The sequence below is a fragment of the Serratia sp. JKS296 genome (assembly GCF_900215445.1).
Taxonomy (GTDB): Bacteria; Pseudomonadota; Gammaproteobacteria; order Enterobacterales; family Enterobacteriaceae; genus Serratia; species Serratia marcescens.
This window is the reverse complement of the sequence record NZ_OCMX01000001.1, coordinates 3845824-3870761: the sequence shown is the minus strand read 5'-3', so window position 1 is coordinate 3870761 and position 24938 is coordinate 3845824. Positions and strand designations below refer to the sequence as shown.

The window sequence follows — 24938 nt, the reverse complement described above, 5'->3', positions numbered from 1 at the left end:
GTGTAGATGGGGGCGCGCCGCCATTCTTCAACCCCGTCGGGCGAATTAAGCGTTGCTGCGCAGCAGCCAATCCAGACAGCGGCCCGGCAAAATGCGGCGCAGCACGCTCATCGCGTGCGCCAGCAGGGTGACCGGATAGCGCAGTTTGGCGCGCGGGCTTTCCAGCGCGTGGCGCAGTTTGGGCAGAATGGCCTCCGGCGGCAGCGTCAGGCGCTTGGCGATGCCGGGATTGTGCACCGGCTTGTCGCTCTGCGCCTGGTTGACGTTCTGGCTAAAGTGGGTGGCGATCGGCCCCGGTTCGATCAGGCTGACCTGAATGCCGCTGCCGTGCAGCTCCATACGCAGCGCGTCCGACCAGGCTTCCAGCGCGAACTTGCTGGCGGCGTAGGCGCCGCGCCCGGCGCTGGAGACCAGCCCCATCACCGAGCTGGTCTGAATGATGCGCCCTTCGCCGTGCGGCAACATCGCCGGCAACAGCAGCTGGGTCAGTTGGTGGGTGCCGAACAGGTTGGTGGCGAACTGCCGCTCCAGCTGGCGGCGCGAAATGCGGCTAAGCGGGCCGTAAACGCCGAACCCCCCGTTATTGAACAGGCCGTACAGGCGGCCGTCGGTCAGCGCGATCACCTCGGCGGCGGCGCGCTCGACGCTGGCGCTGTCGTCCAGATCCAGCTCAATGCCTTCCAGCCCCAGCTGGCGCATGTTTTCCACGTCCTGCGGCTTACGGCAGGCGGCCAGCACCCGGTAGCCGCGGTTGCGCAGATCCTGCGCCGCAATCAATCCAATCCCGCTGGAACAGCCGGTTATCAATACCGCTTTTTGCATAACTTTACCTAGTGTACGACCCTAATTTAGTGAGACTCATGCTTTACTAGCGGTTCCAGGCGCTCCGCCATCCAGGTGGCGATAAACGGCTGAGCGTCCCCATTGGGGTGCAATCCGTCATCCTGCATCCATTCCGGCTTCACCACCACCTGTTCCATATAGAACGGCAGCAGCGGAATGTTGAACTGCTTGGCCAGCGCCGGGTAGACGGCGCTGAACGCCTCGGTGTAGCGGCGGCCGTAGTTCGGCGGGATGCGGATCTGCATCAGCAGCGGCTGCGCGCCGGCCTGCTGCACCCGCGTGATGATTTGGCCGAGATCGCGCTGTACGTCCTGCGCCGGGAAGCCGCGCAGGCCGTCGTTGGCGCCCAGCTCGATCAGCACCCAGCGCGGCTGATGCTGTTTCAGCAGCGCGGGCAGACGCGCCAGCCCCTGCGCGGCGGTGTCGCCGCTGATGCTGGCGTTGACCAGCTGCGGCGCGCCCGGTTTTTTCTGCCACTGTTCGGCCAACAGCGTCGGCCAGGCCCGCTCGATCGGCAGGCGATAGCCGGCGCTTAAACTGTCGCCCAAAATCAATAAGGTATCGGCGGCGGCAGCGCGTAAACTGAATAATCCCAACAGCAAAAGGAAGGGAAGATGCCAGCGGAAAACGTTCTTGAAGTTCATCATCTTAGTAAACACGTTGGTCAGGGTGAGCATCAGCTCACCATCCTTACCGGAGTCGAGCTGCTTGTCAAACCCGCGCAGACGATCGCCCTGATCGGCGAATCCGGATCGGGGAAATCGACCTTGCTGGGCATTTTGGCCGGGCTGGACGACGGCAGCGAGGGCGAGGTGCGTTTGCTCGGCGAGTCGCTGACCGCGTTGGACGAAGAAGGCCGCGCCGCGCTGCGCGCCAGGAACGTCGGTTTCGTGTTTCAGTCGTTCATGTTGGTGCCGACGCTGAACGCGCTGGAGAACGTGCAACTGCCGGCGCTGCTGCGCGGCGAGAGCGACAGGCAGAGTCGCGAGCAGGCGGTGCAGTTACTGGAACAGCTGGGACTGGGCAAACGTCTCGATCACCTGCCGGCGCAGCTGTCCGGCGGCGAGCAGCAGCGCGTGGCGCTGGCGCGCGCCTTCAGCGGCCGGCCGCGGGTGCTGTTCGCCGATGAACCGACCGGCAACCTCGATCGTCAGACCGGCGATCGCATCGCCGACCTGCTGTTCTCTCTCAACCGCGATTTTGACACCACCCTGATCCTGGTGACCCATGACGAAACCCTGGCGGCGCGCTGCCAGCGGCGGTTGCGGCTGCGTGAAGGCAAGCTGTGGGAGGAAGCATGATCTGGCGCTGGTTCTGGCGCGAATGGCGCTCGCCGTCGCTGCTGATCGTGTGGCTGGCGCTGACGCTCTCTGTCGCCTGCGTGCTGGCGCTGGGCAGCATCAGCGATCGCATGGACAAAGGGCTCAGCCAGCAGAGCCGCGATTTTATCGCCGGCGATCGGGTGCTGCGCAGCGCGCATTCGGTGCCGGAAGGCTGGCTATTGGACGCGCAGCAGCAGGGGCTGAAGGTGAGCCGCCAGCTGTCGTTCACCACCATGACCTATGCCGGCGAGCGGCCGCAGCTGGCGGACGTGAAAGCCACCGATCTGACCTATCCGCTGTACGGCAAGCTGGAAACGCGCCCGGCCAACATCAAGCCCGAACCGGGCAGCGTGCTGGTGGCGCCGCGTTTGCTGGCGCTGCTGAACGTGAAAGTGGGGGATTCGCTGGAGGTGGGCGACACTACGCTGCGTATCGCCGGTGAAATCATTCAGGAGCCGGACGCCGGCTTCAATCCATTCCAGACCGCGCCGCGCATCATGATCAACCTGGCGGACGTCGAGAAGACCGGTGCGGTGCAGCCGGGCAGCCGCCTGACCTACCGCTACATGTTCGCCGGCGCCGAGCCGGATATTCAGCGTTATGAGGAGCGGCTGGCGCCGCAGTTGACGCCGGATCAGCGCTGGTTCGGGCTGCAGGAATCCGGCAGCGCGCTCGGCAAGTCGCTGCAGCGATCCCAACAGTTCCTGCTGCTGTCGGCTCTGCTGACGCTGCTGTTGTCGATCGCCGCCGTGGCGGTGGCGATGAGCCACTATTGCCGCAGCCGTTACGATCTGATCGCGGTGCTGAAAACCCTCGGCGCCGGGCGTGGCGCGCTGCGTAAATTGATCGTCGGCCAGTGGCTGGCGGTGATGGCGCTGGCGGCGGCGTGCGGCGGGGCGATCGGGCTGGCGTTTGAAGCGTTGCTGATCCGCCTGCTGAAGCCGGTATTACCGGCTGCGTTGCCTGCCGCCGGCGCCTGGCCGTGGCTGTGGGCGCTCGGCGCGCTGGTGCTGATCTCGCTGCTGGTCGGGCTGCGGCCGTATCGCCAGCTGCTGGCCACCCAGCCGCTGCGGGTGCTGCGCCGCGACGTGACGGCCAACGTCTGGCCGCTGCGCTACTTCCTGCCGGTGACGGCGGCGATCGTGGTGGCGCTGTTGGTGGCGCTGATGGGGGCCAGCACGCTGCTGTGGGCGATCCTGGCTGGCATGGCGGTGCTGGCGCTGCTGCTGGGCGGCATCGGCTGGGGCAGCCTGCTGTTGCTGCGCCGCATCACGCTCAAGAGCCTGGCGCTGCGGCTGGCGGTCAACCGCCTGCTGCACCAGCCCTGGGTGACCATCAGCCAACTGGCGGCGTTTTCGCTGTCGTTCATGCTGCTGGCGCTGCTGTTGGTGTTGCGCGGCGATCTGCTCGAACGCTGGCAGCAACAGCTGCCGCCGGACAGTCCGAACTATTTCCTGCTCAACATGACCGAGGCACAGGTGCCGCAGGTGAAAGCCTTCCTGCAGCAGCACCAGATCAAGCCGGAAACCTATTATCCGATCGTCCGGGTGCGCCTGACCGAGATAAACCAGCAGCTGGCGACCGAGCGGGTGCATGAAGACGATCCGGGCGGCGAGGCGGTGAACCGCGAGCTGAACCTGACCTGGTTGGCCGATCTGCCGGATCACAATCCGCTGGTGGCGGGCAATTGGCCGCCGAAAACCGGTGAGGTTTCGATGGATGAAGGCATCGCCGGGCGGCTGAAGATCACGCTGGGCGATACGCTGACCTTCAGCGGCGATACCCAGGCGTTCAGCGCCAAAGTCACCAGCCTGCGCCAGGTGGATTGGGAAAGTCTGAAGCCGAACTTTTACTTTATCTTCCCGCCGGGCGCGCTGGACGACCAGCCGCAGACCTGGCTCACCAGCTTTCGCTACGACGGCGACGGCCAGATGCTGACTCAGCTCAATCGCCAGTTCCCGACGCTCAGCCTGCTGGACATCGGCGCGATCCTGAAACAGGTCGGCGGCGTGCTGCAACAGGTCAGCCGCGCGCTGGAGGTGATGGTGGTGCTGGTGGTGCTGTGCGGCGGCCTGCTGCTGCTGGCGCAGGTGCAGGTCGGCATGCGTCAGCGGCGGCAGGAGCTGGTGGTCTATCGCACGCTGGGCGCCGGCAAACGGCTGCTGCGCCGCACGCTGTGGTGCGAGTTTGCTTTGCTGGGGCTGGTGGCGGGCATCGCGGCGGCGGTGGGCGCCGAGGCGGCGCTGTGGCTACTGCAGAGCCGGGTGTTTGACTTCCCATGGACGCCGACGCCGGTGCTGTGGTGGGCGCTGCCGCTGGCCAGCGCGCTGCTGCTGTCGCTGTGCGGCGGCTGGCTGGGCGTGCGCCTGCTGCGCGGCAAGGCGCTGTTCCGCAGTTATGAGGGTTGATGCGGCTATTTATAACGCCGGATGTGATAAGCACCCGGCTTGGCAGAAAAGAGAGGCGTCGTCTTTAAACTGTATTATTTTCGTGTTTTATAATGTGTTATCTGCGGGTTACCACCAGGAACGAAGGGAATGAAAATCTACTGGTCACTTAAAAGTATCCCGGAATTAAAAAATTTGCCTTTGCGCGAACGTCTCGGACGTTGGCAGCGTGGCCTTGCTTCAGCGGGATTCTTTAACGGAACGGGCATATTGCTGGTTGCATTGTTGCCGTGGTTTTCGATTCTTATCGCTAACGATCTGACCCTTAATTACCCTTTCTTGCGCAATCATATCGTCACAGCGCTTGGATATGGCATCAGCGGTTTTTTGGGTGTGAATCTGATGATAAGAAGTATGCTGAGGAAAAATAAGAATATTTTTTCTGATTAAGCGCAGCGGTTTAAAATTGTCGTCATAAAAAAGGGGTTAGCCTTGGGCTAACCCCTTTTACTTTCGGCGGCGTGAGCCTTAGGCCAGCTTCTGCTGCGCCCAGGCCAGCCCGCTTTGGTATTCGCCCGGCAGCAGCGGCGCCAGCGCCTGCAGCGCCTGGCGCAGATCGGCGGCGCTCGGGTCGTTCAGATTGAGGTGGCCGACCTTGCGGCCCGGGCGCACCTCTTTCTCATACCAGTGCAGATGCACCAGCGGCAGCGACAGCCACTGTTCGTTGACGGCGGTGCCGATCAGGTTGACCATCACCGACGGCGTGCTCACCACCGGCTGCGGCAGCGGCAGGCCGAGGATGGCGCGCAGGTGCAGCTCGAACTGGCTGATGGAGGCGCCGTTTTGCGTCCAGTGGCCGCTGTTGTGCACGCGCGGCGCCAGTTCGTTGATCAGCAGCCGATCGCCGACGATAAAGCACTCCATCGCCATCACGCCGACATAGTTCAGCTCGTTCAGGATCGCCGCCAGCATCTGCTCGGCCTGTTGCTGCAGCGCTGGATTGGGCTGCGGCAGCGCCACGCTGGCGCGCAGGATGCCGTCTTCATGCAGGTTATGGGTCAGCGGGTAGAATACCGAACGGCCGTCGTGGCCGCGCGCGCCCACCAGCGACACTTCGCCGGAGAAATTGATGCCTTGCTCGACGATGCACTCGCCATAGGCGTCGGCCGGCAGTTCGGCTTCCTGGCCCGGACGCAAGCGCCATTGGCCGCGGCCGTCATAGCCGCCGACCCGGCGTTTGACGATCGCCAGTTCGCCCAGCGCAGCGAATACCTGCGGCCATTCGGCGGCGCTCGCCAGCAGCTGCCACGGCGCGGTCGCCAGGCCGAGCTGGTCGAGCAGCTGTTTTTGCGTCAGGCGATCCGCCAGACGCGGGAAGATGTCGCGGTTGACGAAGGCGCTGTGGGTCGCCAGCTCGCGCGTCAGCGCGGTTTCCGGCCAGCGTTCTATCTCGGCGGTAATGACGCTGTTCTGATACGGCACCGCTTCAGGTTCGGCATCGATGCCGACAGGGTAGACGGCGATGCCCAGCGGTTCGCCGGCCTGGCGCAGCATGCGCCCCAGTTGGCCGTTGCCCAGTACGCAAACCGGCTTCATGCGTCCTCCCGCGGATCGGGGTGGTTCAAAACGTCTTCGGTCTGCGCCTGACGCCAGTCCGCCAAACGCTGCGCCAGCGCGGCGTCGTGCAGCGCCAGGATCTGCATCGCCAGCAGCCCGGCGTTGGCGGCGCCGGCTTTGCCGATCGCCAGCGTGCCCACCGGAATGCCGCGCGGCATCTGCACGATGGAGTAGAGGCTGTCCACGCCGCTCAGCGCGGCGCTTTGCACCGGCACGCCCAACACCGGCACCAGGGTTTTCGCCGCCAGCATGCCCGGCAGATGCGCCGCACCGCCGGCGCCAGCGATGATCACGTCAAAGCCGTTGGCGGCAGCCTGCTCGGCGAAGCTGAACAGCTTGTCCGGCGTGCGGTGAGCGGAAACGACTTCGACATGGAAGGGGACGTCGAGCTGGGTCAGGACTTCGGCAGCGAACTGCATGGTGGCCCAGTCACTTTTCGATCCCATTACAATTGCGATTTTCGCCCCGGTATTGGCGGCTGAAGCGGCGTTGGCTCCCATGGGTGTAAGGCTCCTGTGATTTGTCTGGCGTCGGCTGAGGGCCGAATGAGGGCGTAGAGCATACCATGAGCGCACGGCGAGGAAAACGGTTGCGTCGCCGGTTTTCACCGTCGAAAGCGCGAATTTTCACTCTCGCGCCAGTGCGGAATTCAGAATGGGAATGAGATCAGCTCGACGGCGTCGGCGCTGACTTTGATCATCGATCCTTCGACGTGCCAGGCGCCCAGCACCGCACGATGGGCTTCGCCATTGCTCAGCGCCAGCCGGTGCACCGCCGGGCGATGGGTATGGCCGTGGATCATCCAGTGCACGTCGTGGCGCAGCATCGTTTGCTCGACCGCCTGCGGGTTGACGTCCATGATGGCGTCCGACTTGCCTTGGTTGGATTGCTGGCTGCGGGCGCGCATGTTGGCGGCGATCTTCAGTCGCCAGCGCAGCGGCAGCGCGAGGAACAGTTTTTGAATCAGCGGGTTGTGCACTTTACGGCGGAATTGCTGATAGGCTTGATCGTCGGTGCACAGGGTGTCGCCGTGCAGGATCAGGATCCTGCGGCCGTACAGCTCCAGCACTTTCTCTTCCGGCAGCAGCTGCATGCCGCTGGCGCGGGCGAAGCGCTTGCCGAGCAGAAAATCGCGGTTGCCGTGGATGAAATAGCAGGGCACGCCGGCCTGTTGCAGCGCTTTCAGCGCCGCGGCGATCTCCGCGTGCAGCGGCTCGGGATCGTCGTCGCCGATCCAGGCCTCAAACAGGTCGCCGAGGATGTACAGCGCGTCGGCGTGCATCGCTTCGCGCCGTAAAAAACGCAGAAAACCGGCAGTGATTGCCGGTTCCTGTGCGCACAAGTGCAGATCTGCGATGAACAGCGTACTCATGCAGCCGCGATTACTCGCTGACGGTCACGCTGTTGATGACGACGTCTTCTACCGGTACGTCCTGGTGCATGCCGCTGCGGCCAGTTTTCACGCCTTTGATCTTATTGACCACGTCCATGCCTTCAACCACTTCAGCGAACACGCAGTAGCCCCAGCCCTGCACGTTTTCGCCGCGGAAGTTCAGGAAGTCGTTGTCAGCCACGTTGATGAAGAACTGTGCGGTGGCGGAGTGCGGATCGTTGGTACGCGCCATTGCCAGGGTGCCGATGGTGTTTTTCAGACCGTTGTTGGCTTCGTTCTTGATAGCCGCATTGGTCGCTTTCTGGTTCATGCCCGGCTCGAAACCGCCGCCCTGGATCATGAAGCCGTTGATCACACGGTGGAAGATGGTGTTGTCGTAGAAACCGGCGCGGCAGTAGTTCAGGAAGTTTTCAACGGTAACCGGCGCTTTGTCAGCAAAGGTCTTGATGACGATATCGCCGTGATTGGTGTGGAAAGTAACCATAGTTTTAATCCTAACAAGATGAAGTGAGACGCCACGTAAAGCGAGTGAACATTCAGACCGCCCTTATAACATATCCGCCCCGGCGAGTCAGCAGCGGGTCAACCGCGCACTGTCTGTGGTAATTGCTTTATTGTTATATTATAACAATAATGCCGACGGCCGGATTTTACGCGTTTTCTTCGCGTGAAATCAGCAAAGCTTGGCCTTAACCTTGCAATAGATCAGGCTTCAGGTTTCAATACGCTACCGGGCGTAAAACCTGAAGCCCGGTTATCTTTTTTGTTATCACGCACACCACGGAATCTCCCGATGCTAAAGATTTTTAATACCCTGAGTCGTCAAAAAGAGGAATTCAAACCCATTCATGCCGGGAAAGTGGGCATGTACGTGTGCGGGGTAACCATCTATGACCTGTGTCACATCGGCCACGGTCGTACCTTTGTCGCTTTCGACGTGGTGGCGCGTTATCTGCGCTATCTCGGCTATTCGCTGAACTACGTGCGCAACGTCACCGACGTAGACGACAAAATCATTCGCCGCGCGGCGGAAAATCATGAGACTTGCGACCAACTGACCGAACGCATGCTGGCGGAAATGCACGCCGACTTCGACGCGCTGCTGATCGATCGTCCAGATCAAGAGCCGCGCGCGACCCAGCACATCGCCGAGATCATCGAGATCACGCAGCGTCTTATCGATCGCGATCACGCTTACGTGGCCAGCAACGGCGACGTGATGTTCTCCATCGACAGCGATCCGCAATACGGCCTGCTGTCGCGTCAGGATCTGGATCAGCTGCAGGCCGGCGCGCGCGTGGAGATCGACGACGTGAAGCGCAACCCGATGGACTTCGTGCTGTGGAAAATGTCCAAGCCGGGCGAGCCGAGCTGGCAGTCGCCGTGGGGGCCGGGCCGTCCGGGCTGGCACATCGAATGCTCCGCCATGAACTGCAAACAGCTGGGCACCCACTTCGACATCCACGGCGGCGGTTCCGATCTGATGTTCCCGCACCACGAGAACGAGATCGCGCAGTCGAGCTGCGCCCACGATGGCCCGTACGTCAATTACTGGATGCACTCCGGCATGGTGATGATCGACAAAGAGAAGATGTCCAAATCGCTCGATAACTTCTTCACCATCCGCGACGTGCTCGGCCATTACGATGCGGAGACGGTGCGTTACTTCCTGATGTCCGGCCACTATCGCAGCCAGCTGAACTACAGCGAAGAGAACCTCAAGCAGGCGCGCACCGCGCTGAAGCGCCTCTATACCGCGCTGCGTGGCACCGACGCCGATGCCGTGCCGGCCGGCGGCGAAGCGTTCGAAGCCCGCTTCCGCGAAGCGATGGACGACGACTTCAACACTCCGGAAGCCTACTCGGCGCTGTTCGATCTGGCCCGTGAGGTTAACCGCCTGAAGAGCGAAGACATGGCGGCGGCCAACGGCATGGCGGCGGAACTGCGCAAGCTGGCGAAAGTGCTCGGCCTGCTGCAGCAGGAGCCGGAGCAGTTCCTGCAAGGGGGCGCACAGGTTGACGACGGCGAAGTGGCGGAGATTGAAGCGCTGATCAAACAGCGTAACGAAGCGCGCGCCGCCAAGGACTGGGCGCTGGCGGATGCCGCTCGCGATCGGTTGAACGAGATGAACATCGTGCTGGAAGACGGCCCGCAGGGCACCACCTGGCGCCGTAAGTAAGCCGGCCGAAGTGAAAACAAAAAAGGCGCTGAATTCAGCGCCTTTTTCTATGGCTGCGGGTTAGGGTTTAACCATGACCTTGCCGCCGTTGAACTCTACCACCTGATCGGCGCTGATCTTGCAGCGCTTGCGGGTTTCGACCTTGCCGTCGACTTTCACCAGCCCTTCGGCGATGACTTCTTTGGCGGCGCCGCCGCTTTCACACCAGCCCTGGAACTTCAGCAGATCGCACAGTTCGACATGGGGATGATTGTCCAGATTGAAAATTTCCATACTGCCTTACTTATTTAGGTTGAACGTCGTGATATTCCTCGCAGGCCTGCAAGGTATTTTGGATCAGTGTAGCCACGGTCATCGGGCCAACGCCACCCGGCACCGGGGTGATGTAGGCGGCGCGCTCGCTGGCGGCGTCGAAGTCGACATCGCCCACCACTTTACCGCTTTCCAGACGGTTGATGCCGACGTCCACTACGATGGCGCCCGGTTTGATCCAGTCGCCCGGGATGAAGCCCGGTTTGCCAACCGCCACCACCAGCAGATCGGCGTTCTCGACGTGGTGACGCAGATTTTTGGTGAAACGGTGGGTGACGGTGGTGGTGCAACCGGCCAGCAGCAGCTCCATGCTCATCGGGCGGCCGACGATGTTGGAGGCGCCGACCACCACAGCGTTCAGGCCGTAGGTATCGATGTTATAACGCTCCAGCAGGGTGACGATGCCGCGCGGCGTGCACGGGCGCAGCTTGGGTGCGCGTTGGCACAGGCGACCGACGTTGTAGGGGTGGAAGCCGTCGACGTCTTTGTCCGGATGGATGCGCTCCAGCACCTTGACGTTATCGATGCCGGCCGGCAGCGGCAGCTGCACCAGAATGCCGTCGATTTCCGCGTCGGCGTTCAGCTGGTCGATCAACGCCAACAGCTCGGCTTCACTGGTGGCAGCGGGCAGGTCGTAGGAGCGGGAGAGGAAGCCGACTTCATCGCAGGCGCGGCGCTTGCTGGCGACGTAAATTTGCGAAGCCGGATTCTCGCCGACCAGCACAACCGCCAGCCCTGGGGCGCGCTTGCCGGCCGCCAGACGTTGTTTCACTTGCTCAGCCACTTCGTTTCTAACCTGCTGCGCAATCGTTTTACCATCAATAATCTTTGCTGACATCAGTGTGGAAATCCATCAATTAAGAAAAGCGGGGATGCCGCTATTCTGTCAGAAGCTGAGCGCGCTGTCAGGCGCAGAATCACCCTCGCCGCCGTTAGCGAGACCGATTTACGCTTTTTTTATGCCGACTTCAGGAACCTCTACGCCATTTTTACCGGCATTTGCATACGCTGGGGCCATATACAGGGCGAAAGAGGGCAGGATCATGAGAGCGATAACCCGGCTTTATCCGTTGCATCATCAGCCTGGCGAGCAACCGGCGCAGCCCAAACATGTGGGGGAGACGGTGTTCGATTCTTCGCTGCACCCGGCGGACGGCACGCAGCTGACGGCGTTGCATCAGCTCGGCCGGCGCGAAGCGGCGCCGTCGTGGCGGGTACGCCTGAGCGCGCTGTGGCGGAAGTTGTGCGCATGAACGGCTGCGCATGGGTAGGCTGCACGCTATGGCTGCTTTGGGCGCCATGGAGCCAGGCTTCTTTAAACAGCGCGCGCCCTGACGCCGCATGGGTTGAAAGCGTGACGGCGACTTGCAACACACGGGTGATTGAGCATGCCGATTGGGGGGACATTGCCGCAGTGGTGCAGTCTACGCGCCTTTGTCTGCGGCGGGGCGGTGGGCGGCAAGAGGCTGAGCGCACGCCGATTTACGTAGGTGTTGCCCTGGTTCAGCATAACGGCGCCGGTTGACGAGAACCCTCGCCGCGCGGGCGCTGGCGGAAAAAACGCCATAAAGCACGGCCGCCGTCGTAACGTCATGAAAAGGCATTGACTCGCTAACCTCTGACCGTATAATCCCAACCCGCAGCCGCAGGTTGCCGCATCTCAATGCGCCCTTAGCTCAGTTGGATAGAGCAACGGCCTTCTAAGCCGTAGGTCATAGGTTCGAATCCTATAGGGCGTGCCATTAAGTATCAATGAGTTAGGCTCATTCTCCCACTGCAAGATTTTCCAAAAGTGCCAGATTAGTGACATTGCCCGCCAAGACTTCGTCAGTTTTTCTCGCATGTTCGGTTAGATGGGTTGGGGATAGGTGAGCATAGCGCTGAACCATTTCTATGCTCTCCCAGCTGCCCATTTCGTGCAGTGCCGAAAGCGGGGCGCTGCCTGAACCAACCAGCTTGCCCACGTATGCCGCAGATCGTGAAAGCGGAAATCAGTTATCTACATGTTGAAGAAATGCCCCAACTCTGGGGATTATCCTGACGGCTTGATTTAAAAAACGGCTGCGGCCGTTTTTTGCGTCATGTGGGAGCGATATGAGAAAGTCATAAAAATGGCCACGCTAAAGGATAGGCTATTTGATAGAGCGGCAATTAATATGCGTAAAGGATTAAAGGCGCTGAAGTAAATTAAATCATTTTCCCTTCCATTACGTAAAAATCTCCACTCATCGTTGTGTAGTAAGCATAAGAAATGTTTTTTTCGAAATTATCGCAGTGAACAACGGTATTTTTATCGGACTCTTGCCAGGAAATCATGAAATAGCCGTCAGCCAATGAACGCCACTGGAAAGGCACATTCATAATGGTTCCGCGAAGTTCTCCGTTTAGAAACTCAACGGTAATGGTGTTTTCACTGGCATGGTAGGCGTTTTTAACTTCGAGACCATTGTCCATCTTGATGGTAAAAGATTGACCGGCATAAGGAAATTTTACAGCCATTGTCGCAACTCCTTTAATGTGTCGTAAAAGCGGCGGTGAAGCACGCTGCTATCCCGAATCACTCGTGCCTAAGACGGGAGTGAGGTCAGCCAACTGAGCGTTAAGCGGCTGGATAGGGCCAATAAATAGTAGAGAGGGCGCATCGGTGGAAAAAGGGACCGGCGGGCAATTCACTTTTCTCTTTTTGTTCATAAAGAGGACGGGCGGCTGGTTACTGTTCACTGCGGGGACAGTGGGGTTTAAGTGACGGGTCTTGCCAGGCACCGAACGCGGTCACAGGAAACGGCAAGCGGCATTGAACCTTCGTTTAGTTTGTCACGCTACAATAGGTGAAAATTTCCCCATGGAGCCTATCGTGCGCAAATCCAGATTCCTGCTCGTGACCTTGCTGTGCCTGTGCGCCGCCGCCGTGCTGTACGTTATGGCATATCGGGCACTGGGGCATTACCTCAGCGACGGCGAGAAGGCCTACCCGGATATCAGCGTTGAAATTCGCTGAGGGCCGTGCGGCCTGAAGGGGACTGCGCCGAATTTTTCGCACTGATTTACCCGCCATTTACCCGCCGTCGGCAATGATGACGCTGCGTCTCCACATTGTGTGGTTCTTTTGGGCGGAATGCGGTTATGTCACTGCAGCAGGCATCGAATGTTTCTTTGAGCAACAACGGCTTAAAGGGCATCGGTTACAAACATTATGCGTTGGCGATCGTGGCGTTTTCGGCGCTCGTACGGTCTATTTCCTTAACGGACAGGTATTTTTGGTGCGATGAAGCCTCCAGCGTGCTGACCAGCCGTTACGATGTGGGCGCTTTGCTCTATCACGCTTCCTTCGATGTTCACCCGCCGTTTTATTACCTGCTGCTGCATGGCTGGATGGCGCTGTTTGGCGACGGCATTCTGGCGGCCCGCTCGCTGAGTCTGGTGTTCGGCGTGATGACGGTGGCGCTGGCGATGCGCTTTACCCGTTGGCTGGCCAATGAGCGGGCGGCGCTGATCGCGGGATGGCTGATGGCGATCATGCCGATGGCGGTGCGCTACAGCCAGGAGGCGCGCATGTATGCGCTGATGGGGCTGCTGGCGATCGCCGCCGCCATGGCGTTGGCGAAGTGGCTGAAAACGCCGGATAACCGCCGTTATCTGGCGCTGTATGCGTTAGTGATGACGCTAAGCTTTTATACCCATTACTTCACGATTTTCACGCTGATCGCTCACTGGATGGTGCTGCTGGCGCTGTCGTGCCGCCGCGAAGGCGAACGTTACATCAAACGGCCGGCGTGGTGGTTGGCCAATGCGGCGATCGGGATGGCCTACATTCCCTGGCTGCTGGCGCTGTTCAATCTGCTGGCGCATATCGCCGAACTGCGGGTCGGCGGCGACGTCGGTTGGATCCCTCGGGTTTCCTGGGGCGATCTGCCCGCGATGTATTGGCGTTTTCTCACTGGGCATGATGGCAGCAACTATCCCATGGCCATTCTCTGGCTGTTGCCGGCGATGTTTGTCGCGTTGTGTTCATTGCTGCTGTGGCGGCGGGAGACGCCGAGAACATTCTCTCTGTTGTTGCTTGGCGGGATTCTGATCCCGGTGACGCTGGTCTTCGCCATTTCCTGGCGCTCGCCGCTGTTTGTCGATCGCTACCTCTATTCAGCCGCGCTCGGCATCCCGTTGGTGTTGGGTGTGCTGATCGCCAGAACGAAAAGCCGAGTGCGCGGGATCTCTTTGCTGCTGTTCTTCAGTTTGTTGTTCGGTTGCGGTGTGCGTAACGATTACCCGGTCGAGAAAGATGAGTTCAAGGTGATGGTGCACTACATCAACAGCCACTATCAGCTCAACGATGCGGTGGTGGTCAGCAACATGTTCAACTACCTGAGTTATGTGTATTACAACAAGAAGGGTTATCGCGCCTTGCTGTACACGCCGGCCAGGCCCAACGGCATCTCGGGTAAGCCCAATGCCTATGGTTTCGGTACCTTTTTCCACGATCGGGCGGCGCAGACCTACGTCGATAAGCTCAGCGCCTTATCGAAAGGCCATCGCCGGATTTGGCTGGTCAGCGGCGGCGATTTCAACCAGGACTTCGGCCGTTCGCCGCCGGGTTGGGTCAACACCGCTACCTTCAAGAGCGGCGGTTTTGAGTCGCGCCTGTTCGTGGTGCGTTGAGTAAAATGTCATATTTCCCATTCGGCGTTACATCTGGCTGAGCAAACTTACGCGGGGATGACAGTTCTATACATTGAGATTGGTACTGTAGCTCTACCCGATGATGTTGTGTGTTATCCATTCCCTGTAGTGTATTACCCCATCCCTGTTAAGTTTATCCCGCCTTGTGCGGGATTTTTTTTATCTGCGCATGCCTGGCGGGGTAACGCGATTTTTTTGAATAACACCGTCAGTTTTATTCGGTATTCAGTCGCTGCGCGCTTGATTAGATTGAACGCGAGAGGGGCGCCGTCGGCGCCTTTGTGCAATGAGTGGAGAATTTCTATGGCGAAGACAGTAGTGGTGTTTCATTCCGGCTACGGCCATACCGAGCGTTTGGCGAAAGTGGTGGCGGAAGGCGCCGGGGCGGAATTGATCGCCATCGATCAGAACGGCGATATCAGCGACGAAGCCTGGCAGACGCTGGATGAGGCGGACGCCATCATCTTTGGCTCGCCGACCTATATGGGCGGCCCATCCTGGCAGTTCAAGAAATTCGCCGACGCCAGCTCCAAAGCCTGGTTCGGCCGCAAGTGGCAAGACAAAGTGTTCGGCGGCTTTACCAACAGCGCCAGCCTGAACGGCGACAAGCAGGTGACGCTGATCGCACTGCAGACGCTGGCTTCGCAACATGGCGGCCTGTGGGTCAGCCTGGGGCTGCTGCCGGCCAACACCAAATCGGCGCAGCGCACCGACGTCAATAACCTGGGCGGTTCGGTGGGGCTGCTGGTGCAGACCCCGGCGGATGCCGGCGTGGATGAGATGCTGTCGGGCGATCTGGCGACCGCCAAGCTCTATGGTCAGCGCGTGGCGGGCTTTGCCGCCAAACTGGCGTAAGACCTATCGCGTAGATGGGACGGCGGTGCGGTTGAACGGATGCCGCGTTCATTTTCTCTGCACAATTGGCGTGTAATCTGTGAAATGTTATTAGCCTGCTTGGGCTAACACTGCATTTCGTACAAATATTCCCGGTTCCTAGGCCGGGTTTTTTGTTGCTAAGGTGTGCTTAAGCTTTCGCCGCTATACTGCGCGTCAGCATGGTCATGCAATGCATGGCCGTGTCGTAACTGTCGATTTGCTGTTGTTCAAGCAAGCCCGCTTCATGCGGGCTTTTTTTGGGTTGTTATTGCACAGGCGGCCCAGTTGCAGGAAAATAATCGCGCAGTGATTCAAACATCATTTAATGACCAATAACCATAAACTTATTAATGTAATTAACGCTGTCGGCGGCCTATTACGCCATGCGCTATGCTGACAGCAGAGTAGGTATTATTTGCTGACGCTATGCGGGGGGGGCCCGCCGCGGCCGCCTCAGGCTAAGAAAAGTCTGTTAATTAAATGTTAATGTTTTTTATTATTGATTTGTCTGGCTTTTTTGGTTGAAATTCGGATTGACTATCCCTCACTGGCCGGGCGAGCGAGTATGCACATTATTATTCTGGTTATTAGCAAAATATGGGCGAGGCGATGAACGCCAGAATAAACGCCAGGCATGGCCTGCCGCTAACGGTTCAGCTGATCAATCTTTTCATGCTGGCCTTTTTACTTTCCCTGGTGGGTATTCTTAGCCGGCCAATTGGCTCGCTTTCCTTATTTTGGCCGGTGAATGCGATTCTGCTCGGTCTGCTGCTGCGCAAACCCATTTACGCCACGCCGCTCGGCTGGCTTACCACCTATCTGGGCATGATAGTCGCCGATCTCATTACCGGCGAAGGCTGGTCCCTGGCGCTGTGGCTGAACTCCTGCAACATGTCGCTGATCGCCGTCGGTTACGGCATCATGCTGATGCTGCCCCAATCTCAACGGCGCATGGGCAAGCCCCAGGCGATACTCTATATGTTCAGCGCCAGTTTGGCCGGCGCGGCGGTGGCGTCGACGCTGTCGGTGCTGCGTAATGACAGCCTCTATAACAACACGGTGGTGATCGCCTGGCTGGCCTGGTTCAGTGAGCAGTTCTCGACGACCTTGCTGCTGTTGCCGGTGCTGATGGCGGCGCCGCGGCTGAAGCAACTGTTGCGCATGCAGGTGCGTTGGCGTTTGCAAGGTTGCCTGCCGCTGCTGGCGCTGCTGCTGTCGCTGGTGTTCAGCGTCTATATCGGCGGGCCGGGTGCTATCGCCTTCCCGATCCCGGCGCTGCTGTGGTGCGCGGTGCGCTACCAGCTGTTCCCCGTGACGTTGCTGACGCTATTGACCGGCATGACCGAGATCAGCAGCATTTCCGCCAACCTGATGCTGTATGAAACGCCGAACAACCACAACGCCTTCCTCGATACGCTGATGTCCGCCCGATTGGGCATCGCCATGCTGGTGATGGGGCCGCTGATCCTCGCCAGCTCTATCGCCGCCAACCGCAAGCTGATGCGGCGTCTGGAGCACAGCGCCAACCACGATTTTTTGACCGGCGTGCTGGCGCGCAGCGCGATGACGCGTAAAGCGGGCGAGCTGCTGGAGCATAAACATCGCTCCAAAGAGGCGGTGTCGCTGTTGCTGATCGACATTGATCATTTCAAGCAGATCAACGATACGCACGGCCACAGCGCCGGCGATCAGGTTTTGGCGTCGTTTGCGCACATCGTGCGGCGCGAGCTGCGGCACGATCAGCTGTTCGGCCGCCTGGGCGGGGAAGAGTTCGCCATCATGCTGCCGCGCGCGTTGGCGGCGCAGGGCGTGGCGTTGGGGGAACATTTGCGCCGGCTGGTGGAGCAGACGGCGCTGCAGGTGGAAGGCAAGCAGACGTTGAAAATCACCATCAGCGTCGGCGTCGCCAGCCTGGCGATGAACGAAGTGAAATCGCTGGAGCAACTGATGAACATGGCGGATATCGCGCTGTATCGCGCCAAATCGCAGGGGCGTAATCGGGTGGAGTCGTTCAACGTGGTGAACGGCAACAGCGTCGAGCATATCCTGTTCCGTTAGGGCTCGACGCCGGGCAACCGTTGCTTACAGGCTTTTCAGCGCCTTGATGGTTTCATCCATGTCGATCTCGTGCTCGGAGAAGGTATGGGTGGTGTTCTGGAAAGTGGTGATGGTCAGCATGCGCAGCGTTTGCATGGCCTGTGCCTGCTCTTCTGACTGCGGGCGAATGCGATTCATCAGCAGGCCGACCGACAGCACGGTGTTCTCTTTATCCACATCGGCTTTGACCGGCACTTCCTTGGTGAAGGTATTGAAAGACTTGATGCTGGTGATCTTGATTCTTTCATTGGCGATGATGATGTATTTGCTGGGCGCCAACACTTTGACCGCATAAGCCGACGGACCTTTGGTGTTATTGGTCGGTTCGAAGGTCACCGCCGCGTTTTTCTTAATCAGCTCCGGATTCTGCACTTTAATCACGTGAAAATAACGATTTTCTCCGTTCTCGTCGGTAATAAAGCCGAAGCCTTTGTCTTCAAAAAAAGTCGTTATCTTGCCGTTCATCGCTATTCTCACAAAAGGGATCAATACAGCGCTTATGATAGCGCGGAATGCCTTGCAGCGACAGATTGCGCGGGCGGCATTTAGTCATGCGATAACGGCATTTAGCGGCTTTCCCCCCACATGCTATGTTCATGCTGACTTCATTCAATGCGAAAAAGGAATATCGATGGGCATCAAACGTCTCAATCACGCCGTGCTGTATGTCAGCGACGTGCGGCAGAGCGCCGACTTTTATCATCAGGTCTTGGGCTTCAAGCTGAAGCCGTCCGACAGCCCCGACCGGGCGGTATTTACCCAGGCCGCCGATTCGGACAACGATCACGATTTGGCGCTGTTCAGCAAGAATCTGGGCCAGCAGCGCGCCGGGGTGTTTCGCGCCAACAACGAGCCGCCGGCAGAGAATGAGCCACCGGCCGGGCTGTACCATCTGGCCTGGGAAGTGGACAGTCTGGAAGAGCTGGAGCGCATTCGTCACCAGCTGGCCGAACGCGGCATTCTCGGGCTGGAAGAGGATCACGGCGTACACAAAAGCATTTATGGCCACGATCCGGACGGACTGCTGTTTGAGGTGACCTGGTTTATTCCGCCGGCGCTGCTGACCGAAGAGGATAAAAACCGGCAGGGAATTCGCCCGCTGGATTTCGCCGCCGAGAAGCGGCGTTTCGCCGGCCTGTAAGCGGATCAGGTGCGGGGCGCCGCGGCGCCCCGACGATCACAGCACTTTGTTGAGGAAGTTAACGGTGCGCGGGTGCTGCGGCTGAGCCAGCACCTGCCTGGCGTCGCCCTGTTCGACGATCTGCCCGTCGACCATAAACACCACCCGATCCGCCGCTTCGCGCGCAAAGCCGATTTCATGCGTGACTACCACCAGCGTGACGCCCAGATCCGCCAATCCCTTAATCACGTCCAGCACTTCGCCGACCAGCTCGGGATCGAGCGCGGAGGTCGGCTCATCGAACAGGATCACCTTCGGGTTCAGCGCCAGCGCGCGCGCGATGGCGATGCGCTGCTGCTGGCCACCGGAGAGGTGGCGCGGGTAGGCATCCGCCTTGTGGCGCAGCCCGACGGTATCCAGAAGTTCATAGGCCACCGCCTTCGCCCGTTCGCGGGAGTGAATTTTGTGTACCACCGGCGCTTCGATGATGTTTTCCAGCACCGTCAGGTGCGGGAACAGGTTGAAGTTTTGGAACACGTAGCCGACGTTGATGCGCTGCCGGAGAATGGCCTTTTCCTTCAGCTCGTACAGCCGGTTGCCCTTGCGGCGGTAACCGACGTAGTCGCCGTCGATGCGGATAAAGCCTTCGTCCACGCGCTCCAGATGGTTGATCGCCCGCAGCAGCGTCGATTTGCCGGAGCCGGAAGGCCCGAGGATCACGGTTACGGTGCCCGGCTGCAGCGTCAGGCTGACGTCGTCCAGCGCCTTGTGTTTGCCGAAAAACTTGCTGACGTTGCTGATTTCGATCAGGCCGCGCGCCGGCACCGGGGTGAGATTGCGCGCCGGCTGTTCGGGCAAGGCGTAATAATCAATGGCTTCAGACATGCGGGTCTCCTAACGTTTTAGCCAGCCGGCCAGTTTCTGCCAGGGCGTCGGCGGCAGTTCGCGCACCGCGCCCCGAGCAAAATAGCGCTCGATGTAGTATTGGATCACCGACAGCGCGGTGGTGATGAACAGATACCAGACGGTGGCGACCATCAGCAGCGGTATCACCTGCTGAGTGCGGTTATAGATCACCTGGATGGTGTAAAACAGCTCCGGCAGCGCCAGCACGTAAACGATCGAGGTGCCTTTCGCCAGGCTGATGATCTCGTTGAAGCCGGTCGGAATAATGGAGCGCAGCGCCTGCGGCAGAATAATGCGGAAGGTGCGGCGATAGCCCGGCAGGCCCAGCGCCGCCGCCGCCTCGTGCTGGCCGTAATCCACGCCCAGAATGCCGCCGCGGATGATCTCGGCGGTGTAGGCGGACTGCACCAGCGTCAGGCCCAGCACCGCCACGGCGAACTGGCCGAGGATGTCGATGGTCGGGTAACTGGCGAACACCACCGAGGTAAAGGGAATGCCCAGCGAGATGGCGTCGTACAGATAGGAAAAGTTATACAGGATGATCAGCACCAGGATCAGCGGCAGCGAGCGAAACAGCCAGATATACCCCCAGGCCAGCGACGCCAACAGGTAAGAGCGCGACAGCCGCGCCAGCGCCAGCAGGGTGCCGAACAGGATGCTGAACAACGTGCCGAGCAGCGTCAGCAGCAGGGTCTGTCCCAGCCCCGCCAGCACCGCCGGGGCGAAGAACCACTCGGCGAACACGCCCCATTCCCAGCGCGCGTTGCCCGCCACCGATTGCACGATGGCGGCCAGAATAAACAGCGAGAACAAGGCGCCGATCAGCCGCAGCGGATAGCGGGCGGGCACCACTTTCAAGACTTCTTGTTTGGACATGTCATGTCTCCTGACTACAGATAAAGGGGGTTTAGGCGATTTTCCTTTCTGACGCGCAACAACACGCGTCCTCTGCAATCAGGCTTTTGCGGAACGGCAGGCGGCCATCGTAGGGCGGGCGGCTGTAAACCTCGCTGTCAACGGTGGGATCGAACTGCGGCTGGTAACCGTTGCTCAGGTACAGGCCCACCGCTTCGGGCTGGCGAAAGCCGGTGGTCAGGTAGAGCCGGCGATACCCCTGCGCCAGCGCCAGCGTTTCCAACTGCTGCAACACCCGCTGCGCCAGGCCCTGGCGGCGCAGATCGCCCCGGGTCCAGATGCGCTTCAGCTCGGCGGTTTGCGCGTCATAGCGTTTGAAGGCGCCCATGGCGATCGGCGCACCGGCGCGCAGCAGCACGATGAAGGCGCCCTGCGGCGGCGCGTACAGGTCCAGCGGTTCCGGTTCCTGGTCACCAAAATAGTCGCCGTAGCGCTGACGATATTCGCCGAATAGCCCCTCGATCACCGGGGCGATCAGCGGATCGGTCGGCAGCGTCTGAATGAAAGTGTCTTGCGTCATCGCACGCTCCTAATCGCCCAGGCCGGGCGGGTTGATTTCCGACTGCGCAAGGCGTTCGACGCTCTCGCCCCAGCGGTTGAGCACCTGATCGTACTGTCCGCCGCGGATCGCGCCGTTCAGCGCTTCATTCACCGCCTGCACTAGGCCATTGCCTTTACGGGTGGTGACGGCGATGTGCGCCGCCTTGGGCCAGCCGCCTTCCACCGTGCCCGCCAGCCGGGTGCGGCCGTTCAACGCCGCCTTATAGGCGCCCAGCACGTTCGGCCCGAAGTAGGCATCGGCCCGGCCGGACTGGATCGCCAGCGTGGCGGCCGCATCGTCGGTCACGTAGATCGGCTGGAAGGGTTTGAGCCCCTGTTGCCGATTCTGTTTGTCCCACGCCAGCAAAATTGCTTCCTGATTGGTGCCGGAGCCGACGATGATCTTTAATCCGGCGATATCGGCAGGCTGTTTGATCGTTGCGATCTTGCCGCCGGTTTTGACGTAAAAGCCGAGCGAGTCGATGCGGTAGGTGGCGAAGTCGAAGCGGGTTTTGCGTTCTTTGGTCACGGTGACGTTGGTGATGGCCGCGTCATACTTGCCGGAAACTACCCCCAGCGGCCAGTCTTCCCACGAGGTTTGCACTACGTTCAGCTCCAGGCCCAGGCTGTCGGCCACCAGTTGCGCGATATCCACTTCGCTGCCGATAAGCCGCCGGTTGTCGGCGGCGAACAGCGCCAGCGGCGGCGTGTTGAGCGCGGCGATTGCAACGGTGAATTGGCCCGGCTTCACGAAGTGGAAATCGGCCGGCAATTTGGCGATCGCCTGCGGGTTTTTCGGCGCGTGGATCGGGGTTTCATTGGCCTGTAAATCGATGCCGGTGCCCGCTTGCGCGGCGCCGGTCAGGCTCAGCAAGGCCGCCACGAGGGCGGCGGTAACGGTTTTTTGCATAGCGGGTATCCCTGACAGCGTTCTTATTATTGGGTGAATCTGTTCAACGGGCGCGTCAGGCCCAGGTGCTCGCGCAGCGTGTCGCCATGGTACGCCCGGCGGAACAGGCCACGTTGTTGCAGGATGGGCACCACCCGATCGACGAAGTGGCCGAAGGCGTTGGGCGTGCCGCCGCTGATGATGAAGCCGTCGGCGGCTTCGCCGTCGAACCAGCGTTGCAGGCCGTCCGCCACCGCTTCCGGCGTGCCGCTGAACGCCGGGCGCGGCGAAGCGGCTTCCAGCGCCACCTGGCGCAGCGTGAGGTTCCGCTCGCGGGCATTGCGCTTGATGGCGTCGGTGGTGCTGCGGAAGCTGTTTTGCCCCAGATCGCCGATGTCCGGGAAGGGGGCGTCCAATGGGTGGCGGGAAAAGTCGTAATGTTCGAAGTAGCGGCCAAGATAGTTGAGGGCGTTCTCGATGCTGACCAGGCGGGCGGTCTCCTGGTATTGGCGCTCGACGTCCGCGTCGTCGTCGCCGACGATCACGCTGACGCCCTGGAAGATGCGCAGGTCGTCCGGCTCGCGCCCCTGTTCCACCAGTTGCCGCTTCACGTCCTGATAAAAATCCTGCGCCTGCTCCAGCGTGTCGTGATGGGTGAAGATCGCATCGGCGTGTTGGGCCGCCAGCCGTTTGCCGTCTTCAGAGGCGCCGGCCTGGAACAGGATCGGGCGGCCCTGCGGCGTGCGACCGATGTTCAACGGCCCCTGCACCGAGAAGAACTCCCCCTGGTGATTGAGGGTGTGCAGCTTCCCGGCCCTGAAAAATTCGCCGCTGGCTTTATTGCGCACGAAGGCATCGTCTTCCCAGGAATCCCACAGCCCTTTGGCGACGTCGAGAAACTCACCGGCAATGCGGTAACGCAGGCTGTGTTCTGGGTGTTCTTTGCGCGAGAAGTTTTTGGCCGAGCCTTCCAGCGGCGACGTCACCACGTTCCAGCCGGCTCGGCCGTTGCTCAGGTGGTCGAGGCTGGCGAACTGACGGGCGACGGTGAACGGATCGCTGTAAGAGGTGGAAAGGGTGCCCACCAGGCCGATTTTATCGGTGGCGGCGGACAGCGCGGCCAGCAGGGTGAGCGGTTCGAAACGATTAAGAAAATGGGGAATGGACTTTTCGTTGATATATAACCCATCGGCGACAAACACGAAATCGAATTTCCCCTGTTCGGCTTTTTTCGCCGAGGCGATATTAAATTCGAGGTTGATGCTGGCGTCGGCGGTGGCATCCGGGTGGCGCCAGGCGGACATATTTCCCGATGCGCCGTGCAGAATGGCGCCCAGCCGTAATTGCCGTTGATTATTCGCGTTGTCGCTCATCGTGATTATCCTGTCATGCGCCGCAAAGGCGCGCGGTGTCTGATGTGTCCACTATTGATGAGCGGCAACGGGATGTAAAACAACAAAACAGCATATTCAAATGTTGAAAACTGCAAATATCACGGCGAGCGAAAATAATAATCCCCGGCGCGGCATCTGCGGCGTCGGGGAAATACTCTTTCACGTTATTCAGGCGTTGCTGAGGGCTTTTTCTGGCGCGGTAGTGAGCTGTTGCAGCGTGCGTTCCGCCAGCAGTGTGAAATATTGTGCGGCGGGGAACAGGGCGCGTTCATCGGGGTTGAAACGCGGATGATGCAGGCCGAATTCGCTGGCGGAGCCAATGCTGACGAATACGCCCGGCACATGATGCAGATACAGCGCGAAATCTTCACCCCCCATTTGCAGCTCCGCCTCTTCGACCCGGTAGCCGGCCTCGGCGGCGACGGTTTTGCTGAACGCCGCCCAATGGGCGTCGTTGATCACCGCCGGCGGCCCCGGCTGCCAGTGGAGTTCTGCCTGCGCGCCCAGCGCGGCGGCAACGCCGTCGATCACCTGGCGAATTTTGTCCGGCACCTGGCGGCGCACCGCGTCGCTGTGGGTGCGCACCGTGCCTTCAAGCTCGACGGTTTGCGGCAGCACGTTCCAGGTATTGCCGCCTTCGATGCGCGTCACGCTCACCACCAGCGATTCCAGCGAGCTGAAGCTGCGGCTGGGCAGCGTCTGCAGCGCGCCGACGATCTGGCTGGCGGTGACGATGGTATCGACGCCCTGTTCCGGTTTGGCGGCGTGGGCGCCTTTGCCGGTGATGCTGATCTGGAAGCGATCGACGTTGGCATAGAACGGCCCGGCGCGGGTGGCGAAGGTGCCGGTGGGCAGCTCCGGCGCGTTATGCAGGCCAAATACCGCCGCGACGTTATCCAGCGCGCCGGCGTCGATCAGGTGCCGGGCGCCGTTGAAGGTCTCTTCCGCCGGTTGGAAGAAGATGCGCACCGTGCCGGGCAGCTCGGTCTCACGCGCTTTGAGCAGGTGCGCGGCGCCGAGCATCACCGAGGTGTGAAAGTCGTGGCCGCAGGCGTGCATCACGCCGCTGTTTTGCGAGCTGAAGGGCACGTCGGCGATTTCGTCGATCGGCAGGGCGTCAATGTCGCCGCGCAGGGCGATGATCGGCCCCTTGCCGCTGCCGATCTCCGCCACGACGCCGGTTTTCAGCGCCAACGGCAGAATACGAATGCCCGCCTCTTGCAGCCAGCGGGTCAGCCGGGCGGTGGTGGCGAATTCGTGATTGGAAAGCTCCGGGTTTTGGTGCAGCTCACGCCGATAGGCGATGATCTTTTCTGCCAACTGGCTGGTCATAGGCTTGGCTCACAGTGGGAAATAAACCCTAACCCTAGTGCAGGGGGCGCAGAAGCAAAAAGACCATCTGGTTATATTTCATAGCGATTGCGTCTGCATGGGGGCGTCAACGCTGGGGTCAGCGGGCGGGTTTGGGCGT

General features: G+C 60.4%; 26 protein-coding genes, 1 tRNA gene and 1 pseudogene. 11 read left to right on the top strand and 17 right to left on the bottom strand.

The window, feature by feature from the left end:
* Positions 1 to 45: 45 nt before the first annotated feature.
* On the bottom strand, positions 46 to 822 hold the full coding sequence (locus CRO23_RS18610; RefSeq protein ID WP_097102630.1) for an SDR family oxidoreductase: 777 nt from the start codon (positions 820 to 822) through the stop codon (positions 46 to 48).
* A 26-nt stretch (positions 823 to 848) separates the two neighbouring features.
* A complete protein-coding gene (gene tesA / locus CRO23_RS18605) occupies positions 849 to 1487 on the bottom strand; it encodes a multifunctional acyl-CoA thioesterase I/protease I/lysophospholipase L1 (protein ID WP_161545168.1) in 639 nt (212 codons plus the stop codon).
* Here tesA and ybbA point away from each other — a divergent pair.
* The 3 genes from ybbA to CRO23_RS18590 all read left to right on the top strand — a co-directional run bounded on the left by ybbA (position 1458) and on the right by CRO23_RS18590 (position 5002).
* Positions 1458 to 2144, top strand: coding sequence for a putative ABC transporter ATP-binding protein YbbA (gene ybbA / locus CRO23_RS18600; RefSeq protein WP_004940192.1), 687 nt, complete (start codon positions 1458 to 1460; stop codon positions 2142 to 2144). The genes tesA and ybbA overlap by 30 nt on opposite strands.
* Positions 2141 to 4573: a putative ABC transporter permease subunit YbbP gene (gene ybbP, locus CRO23_RS18595; RefSeq protein WP_097102628.1), complete on the top strand. Its 2433-nt coding sequence runs from the start codon at positions 2141 to 2143 to the stop codon at positions 4571 to 4573. Before ybbA ends, ybbP begins: the two co-directional genes overlap by 4 nt.
* A 129-nt stretch (positions 4574 to 4702) precedes the next feature.
* Complete coding sequence (locus CRO23_RS18590; protein ID WP_016928804.1) at positions 4703 to 5002, top strand: hypothetical protein; 300 nt, start codon at positions 4703 to 4705, stop codon at positions 5000 to 5002.
* Between the two features lie 78 nt (positions 5003 to 5080).
* Here the strand turns inward: CRO23_RS18590 and purK are convergent, their stop codons facing one another.
* The 4 genes from purK to ppiB form a co-directional block, all read right to left on the bottom strand.
* Entirely contained in the window at positions 5081 to 6148 is a 1068-nt protein-coding gene (purK, locus tag CRO23_RS18585) for a 5-(carboxyamino)imidazole ribonucleotide synthase (RefSeq protein ID WP_016928803.1), read from the bottom strand.
* On the bottom strand, positions 6145 to 6669 hold the full coding sequence (purE, locus tag CRO23_RS18580) for a 5-(carboxyamino)imidazole ribonucleotide mutase (RefSeq protein ID WP_016928802.1): 525 nt from the start codon (positions 6667 to 6669) through the stop codon (positions 6145 to 6147). Before purE ends, purK begins: the two co-directional genes overlap by 4 nt.
* Positions 6670 to 6818: 149 nt before the next feature.
* Positions 6819 to 7541 carry a UDP-2,3-diacylglucosamine diphosphatase gene (locus tag CRO23_RS18575; RefSeq protein WP_049299651.1) on the bottom strand — a complete coding sequence of 241 codons (723 nt, stop codon included), beginning with the start codon at positions 7539 to 7541 and terminating at the stop codon, positions 6819 to 6821.
* Between the two features lie 10 nt (positions 7542 to 7551).
* The gene (ppiB, locus tag CRO23_RS18570; protein WP_016928800.1) at positions 7552 to 8046 is read right to left on the bottom strand and encodes a peptidylprolyl isomerase B; all 495 of its coding nucleotides are present in this window, start codon (positions 8044 to 8046) and stop codon (positions 7552 to 7554) included.
* Positions 8047 to 8355: 309 nt separating this feature from the next.
* On the opposite strand from ppiB, the gene cysS reads away from it, so the two are divergent.
* Positions 8356 to 9741 (top strand): cysteine--tRNA ligase, encoded by a 1386-nt coding sequence (gene cysS, locus CRO23_RS18565; RefSeq protein WP_097102626.1) that lies wholly within the window; start codon positions 8356 to 8358, stop codon positions 9739 to 9741.
* Positions 9742 to 9801: 60 nt separating this feature from the next.
* Here cysS and ybcJ read toward each other — a convergent pair whose 3' ends face one another.
* Complete coding sequence (gene ybcJ / locus CRO23_RS18560; RefSeq protein WP_097102624.1) at positions 9802 to 10014, bottom strand: ribosome-associated protein YbcJ; 213 nt, start codon at positions 10012 to 10014, stop codon at positions 9802 to 9804.
* A 10-nt stretch (positions 10015 to 10024) separates the two neighbouring features.
* Positions 10025 to 10891: a bifunctional methylenetetrahydrofolate dehydrogenase/methenyltetrahydrofolate cyclohydrolase FolD gene (gene folD, locus CRO23_RS18555; protein WP_016928798.1), complete on the bottom strand. Its 867-nt coding sequence runs from the start codon at positions 10889 to 10891 to the stop codon at positions 10025 to 10027.
* Positions 10892 to 11096: 205 nt separating this feature from the next.
* Between folD and CRO23_RS18550 the strand changes: the two genes are divergently transcribed.
* Positions 11097 to 11306, top strand: coding sequence for a hypothetical protein (locus CRO23_RS18550; protein ID WP_049299650.1), 210 nt, complete (start codon positions 11097 to 11099; stop codon positions 11304 to 11306).
* Between the two features lie 412 nt (positions 11307 to 11718).
* Positions 11719 to 11795, top strand: a tRNA-Arg gene (locus tag CRO23_RS18545).
* Positions 11796 to 11816: 21 nt separating this feature from the next.
* Here CRO23_RS18545 and CRO23_RS25335 read toward each other — a convergent pair.
* Together CRO23_RS25335 and CRO23_RS18535 are read right to left on the bottom strand one after the other, a co-directional pair.
* Positions 11817 to 12052: pseudogene (locus CRO23_RS25335) on the bottom strand (tyrosine-type recombinase/integrase); the annotation flags it as partial.
* Between the two features lie 188 nt (positions 12053 to 12240).
* Positions 12241 to 12552: a MoaF-related domain-containing protein gene (locus tag CRO23_RS18535; protein ID WP_016928796.1), complete on the bottom strand. Its 312-nt coding sequence runs from the start codon at positions 12550 to 12552 to the stop codon at positions 12241 to 12243.
* A 355-nt stretch (positions 12553 to 12907) separates the two neighbouring features.
* Between CRO23_RS18535 and CRO23_RS25120 the strand changes: the two genes are divergently transcribed.
* From CRO23_RS25120 to CRO23_RS18520, 4 genes are all read left to right on the top strand, one after another.
* Complete coding sequence (locus tag CRO23_RS25120; protein ID WP_016928795.1) at positions 12908 to 13051, top strand: hypothetical protein; 144 nt, start codon at positions 12908 to 12910, stop codon at positions 13049 to 13051.
* Positions 13052 to 13176: 125 nt separating this feature from the next.
* Positions 13177 to 14709, top strand: coding sequence for a glycosyltransferase family 39 protein (locus CRO23_RS18530; protein ID WP_016928794.1), 1533 nt, complete (start codon positions 13177 to 13179; stop codon positions 14707 to 14709).
* 324 nt (positions 14710 to 15033) lie between these two features.
* On the top strand, positions 15034 to 15585 hold the full coding sequence (locus CRO23_RS18525) for a flavodoxin family protein (RefSeq protein WP_004940045.1): 552 nt from the start codon (positions 15034 to 15036) through the stop codon (positions 15583 to 15585).
* Between the two features lie 630 nt (positions 15586 to 16215).
* Positions 16216 to 17664, top strand: coding sequence for a sensor domain-containing diguanylate cyclase (locus CRO23_RS18520; RefSeq protein WP_097103122.1), 1449 nt, complete (start codon positions 16216 to 16218; stop codon positions 17662 to 17664).
* 24 nt (positions 17665 to 17688) lie between these two features.
* Here CRO23_RS18520 and CRO23_RS18515 read toward each other — a convergent pair whose 3' ends face one another.
* Positions 17689 to 18168, bottom strand: a complete 480-nt coding sequence (locus CRO23_RS18515) for a cold-shock protein (RefSeq protein WP_016928791.1) — start codon at positions 18166 to 18168, stop codon at positions 17689 to 17691.
* Positions 18169 to 18334: 166 nt separating this feature from the next.
* On the opposite strand from CRO23_RS18515, the gene CRO23_RS18510 reads away from it, so the two are divergent.
* Positions 18335 to 18844 carry a VOC family protein gene (locus CRO23_RS18510; RefSeq protein ID WP_097102622.1) on the top strand — a complete coding sequence of 170 codons (510 nt, stop codon included), beginning with the start codon at positions 18335 to 18337 and terminating at the stop codon, positions 18842 to 18844.
* Between the two features lie 36 nt (positions 18845 to 18880).
* Here the strand turns inward: CRO23_RS18510 and CRO23_RS18505 are convergent, their stop codons facing one another.
* From CRO23_RS18505 to CRO23_RS18480, 6 genes are all read right to left on the bottom strand, one after another.
* Positions 18881 to 19708, bottom strand: coding sequence for an amino acid ABC transporter ATP-binding protein (locus CRO23_RS18505; RefSeq protein ID WP_015376924.1), 828 nt, complete (start codon positions 19706 to 19708; stop codon positions 18881 to 18883).
* A gap of 9 nt (positions 19709 to 19717) precedes the next feature.
* Entirely contained in the window at positions 19718 to 20605 is an 888-nt protein-coding gene (locus CRO23_RS18500) for an amino acid ABC transporter permease (protein WP_004940038.1), read from the bottom strand.
* Between the two features lie 31 nt (positions 20606 to 20636).
* A complete protein-coding gene (locus tag CRO23_RS18495; RefSeq protein WP_015376925.1) occupies positions 20637 to 21164 on the bottom strand; it encodes a GNAT family N-acetyltransferase in 528 nt (175 codons plus the stop codon).
* A gap of 9 nt (positions 21165 to 21173) precedes the next feature.
* Entirely contained in the window at positions 21174 to 22094 is a 921-nt protein-coding gene (locus CRO23_RS18490) for an ABC transporter substrate-binding protein (RefSeq protein WP_004940036.1), read from the bottom strand.
* Positions 22095 to 22120: 26 nt separating this feature from the next.
* Entirely contained in the window at positions 22121 to 23446 is a 1326-nt protein-coding gene (locus tag CRO23_RS18485) for an LLM class flavin-dependent oxidoreductase (protein ID WP_016928787.1), read from the bottom strand.
* 189 nt (positions 23447 to 23635) lie between these two features.
* Entirely contained in the window at positions 23636 to 24799 is a 1164-nt protein-coding gene (locus CRO23_RS18480; RefSeq protein WP_097102620.1) for a M20 peptidase aminoacylase family protein, read from the bottom strand.
* Positions 24800 to 24938 lie beyond the last annotated feature (139 nt).

What these genes read in the sequence shown, in the direction of transcription:
- CRO23_RS18590 (WP_016928804.1), top strand. Translation starts at nt 4,703, where the DNA reads ATGAAAATCTACTGGTCACTTAAAAGTATCCCGGAATTAAAAAATTTG.
- CRO23_RS18575 (WP_049299651.1), bottom strand. Translation starts at nt 7,541, where the DNA reads ATGAGTACGCTGTTCATCGCAGATCTGCACTTGTGCGCACAGGAACCG.
- tesA (WP_161545168.1), bottom strand. Translation starts at nt 1,487, where the DNA reads ATGAACTTCAAGAACGTTTTCCGCTGGCATCTTCCCTTCCTTTTGCTG.
- CRO23_RS18550 (WP_049299650.1), top strand. Translation starts at nt 11,097, where the DNA reads ATGAGAGCGATAACCCGGCTTTATCCGTTGCATCATCAGCCTGGCGAG.
- CRO23_RS18505 (WP_015376924.1), bottom strand. Translation starts at nt 19,708, where the DNA reads ATGTCTGAAGCCATTGATTATTACGCCTTGCCCGAACAGCCGGCGCGC.
- purE (WP_016928802.1), bottom strand. Translation starts at nt 6,669, where the DNA reads ATGGGAGCCAACGCCGCTTCAGCCGCCAATACCGGGGCGAAAATCGCA.
- CRO23_RS18485 (WP_016928787.1), bottom strand. Translation starts at nt 23,446, where the DNA reads ATGAGCGACAACGCGAATAATCAACGGCAATTACGGCTGGGCGCCATT.
- CRO23_RS18520 (WP_097103122.1), top strand. Translation starts at nt 16,216, where the DNA reads ATGAACGCCAGAATAAACGCCAGGCATGGCCTGCCGCTAACGGTTCAG.
- CRO23_RS18500 (WP_004940038.1), bottom strand. Translation starts at nt 20,605, where the DNA reads ATGTCCAAACAAGAAGTCTTGAAAGTGGTGCCCGCCCGCTATCCGCTG.
- CRO23_RS18610 (WP_097102630.1), bottom strand. Translation starts at nt 822, where the DNA reads ATGCAAAAAGCGGTATTGATAACCGGCTGTTCCAGCGGGATTGGATTG.
- CRO23_RS18490 (WP_004940036.1), bottom strand. Translation starts at nt 22,094, where the DNA reads ATGCAAAAAACCGTTACCGCCGCCCTCGTGGCGGCCTTGCTGAGCCTG.
- ybcJ (WP_097102624.1), bottom strand. Translation starts at nt 10,014, where the DNA reads ATGGAAATTTTCAATCTGGACAATCATCCCCATGTCGAACTGTGCGAT.
- CRO23_RS18515 (WP_016928791.1), bottom strand. Translation starts at nt 18,168, where the DNA reads ATGAACGGCAAGATAACGACTTTTTTTGAAGACAAAGGCTTCGGCTTT.
- CRO23_RS18495 (WP_015376925.1), bottom strand. Translation starts at nt 21,164, where the DNA reads ATGACGCAAGACACTTTCATTCAGACGCTGCCGACCGATCCGCTGATC.
- ppiB (WP_016928800.1), bottom strand. Translation starts at nt 8,046, where the DNA reads ATGGTTACTTTCCACACCAATCACGGCGATATCGTCATCAAGACCTTT.
- CRO23_RS18535 (WP_016928796.1), bottom strand. Translation starts at nt 12,552, where the DNA reads ATGGCTGTAAAATTTCCTTATGCCGGTCAATCTTTTACCATCAAGATG.
- CRO23_RS18510 (WP_097102622.1), top strand. Translation starts at nt 18,335, where the DNA reads ATGGGCATCAAACGTCTCAATCACGCCGTGCTGTATGTCAGCGACGTG.
- CRO23_RS18525 (WP_004940045.1), top strand. Translation starts at nt 15,034, where the DNA reads ATGGCGAAGACAGTAGTGGTGTTTCATTCCGGCTACGGCCATACCGAG.
- purK (WP_016928803.1), bottom strand. Translation starts at nt 6,148, where the DNA reads ATGAAGCCGGTTTGCGTACTGGGCAACGGCCAACTGGGGCGCATGCTG.
- CRO23_RS18530 (WP_016928794.1), top strand. Translation starts at nt 13,177, where the DNA reads ATGTCACTGCAGCAGGCATCGAATGTTTCTTTGAGCAACAACGGCTTA.
- CRO23_RS18480 (WP_097102620.1), bottom strand. Translation starts at nt 24,799, where the DNA reads ATGACCAGCCAGTTGGCAGAAAAGATCATCGCCTATCGGCGTGAGCTG.
- ybbP (WP_097102628.1), top strand. Translation starts at nt 2,141, where the DNA reads ATGATCTGGCGCTGGTTCTGGCGCGAATGGCGCTCGCCGTCGCTGCTG.
- ybbA (WP_004940192.1), top strand. Translation starts at nt 1,458, where the DNA reads ATGCCAGCGGAAAACGTTCTTGAAGTTCATCATCTTAGTAAACACGTT.
- folD (WP_016928798.1), bottom strand. Translation starts at nt 10,891, where the DNA reads ATGTCAGCAAAGATTATTGATGGTAAAACGATTGCGCAGCAGGTTAGA.
- cysS (WP_097102626.1), top strand. Translation starts at nt 8,356, where the DNA reads ATGCTAAAGATTTTTAATACCCTGAGTCGTCAAAAAGAGGAATTCAAA.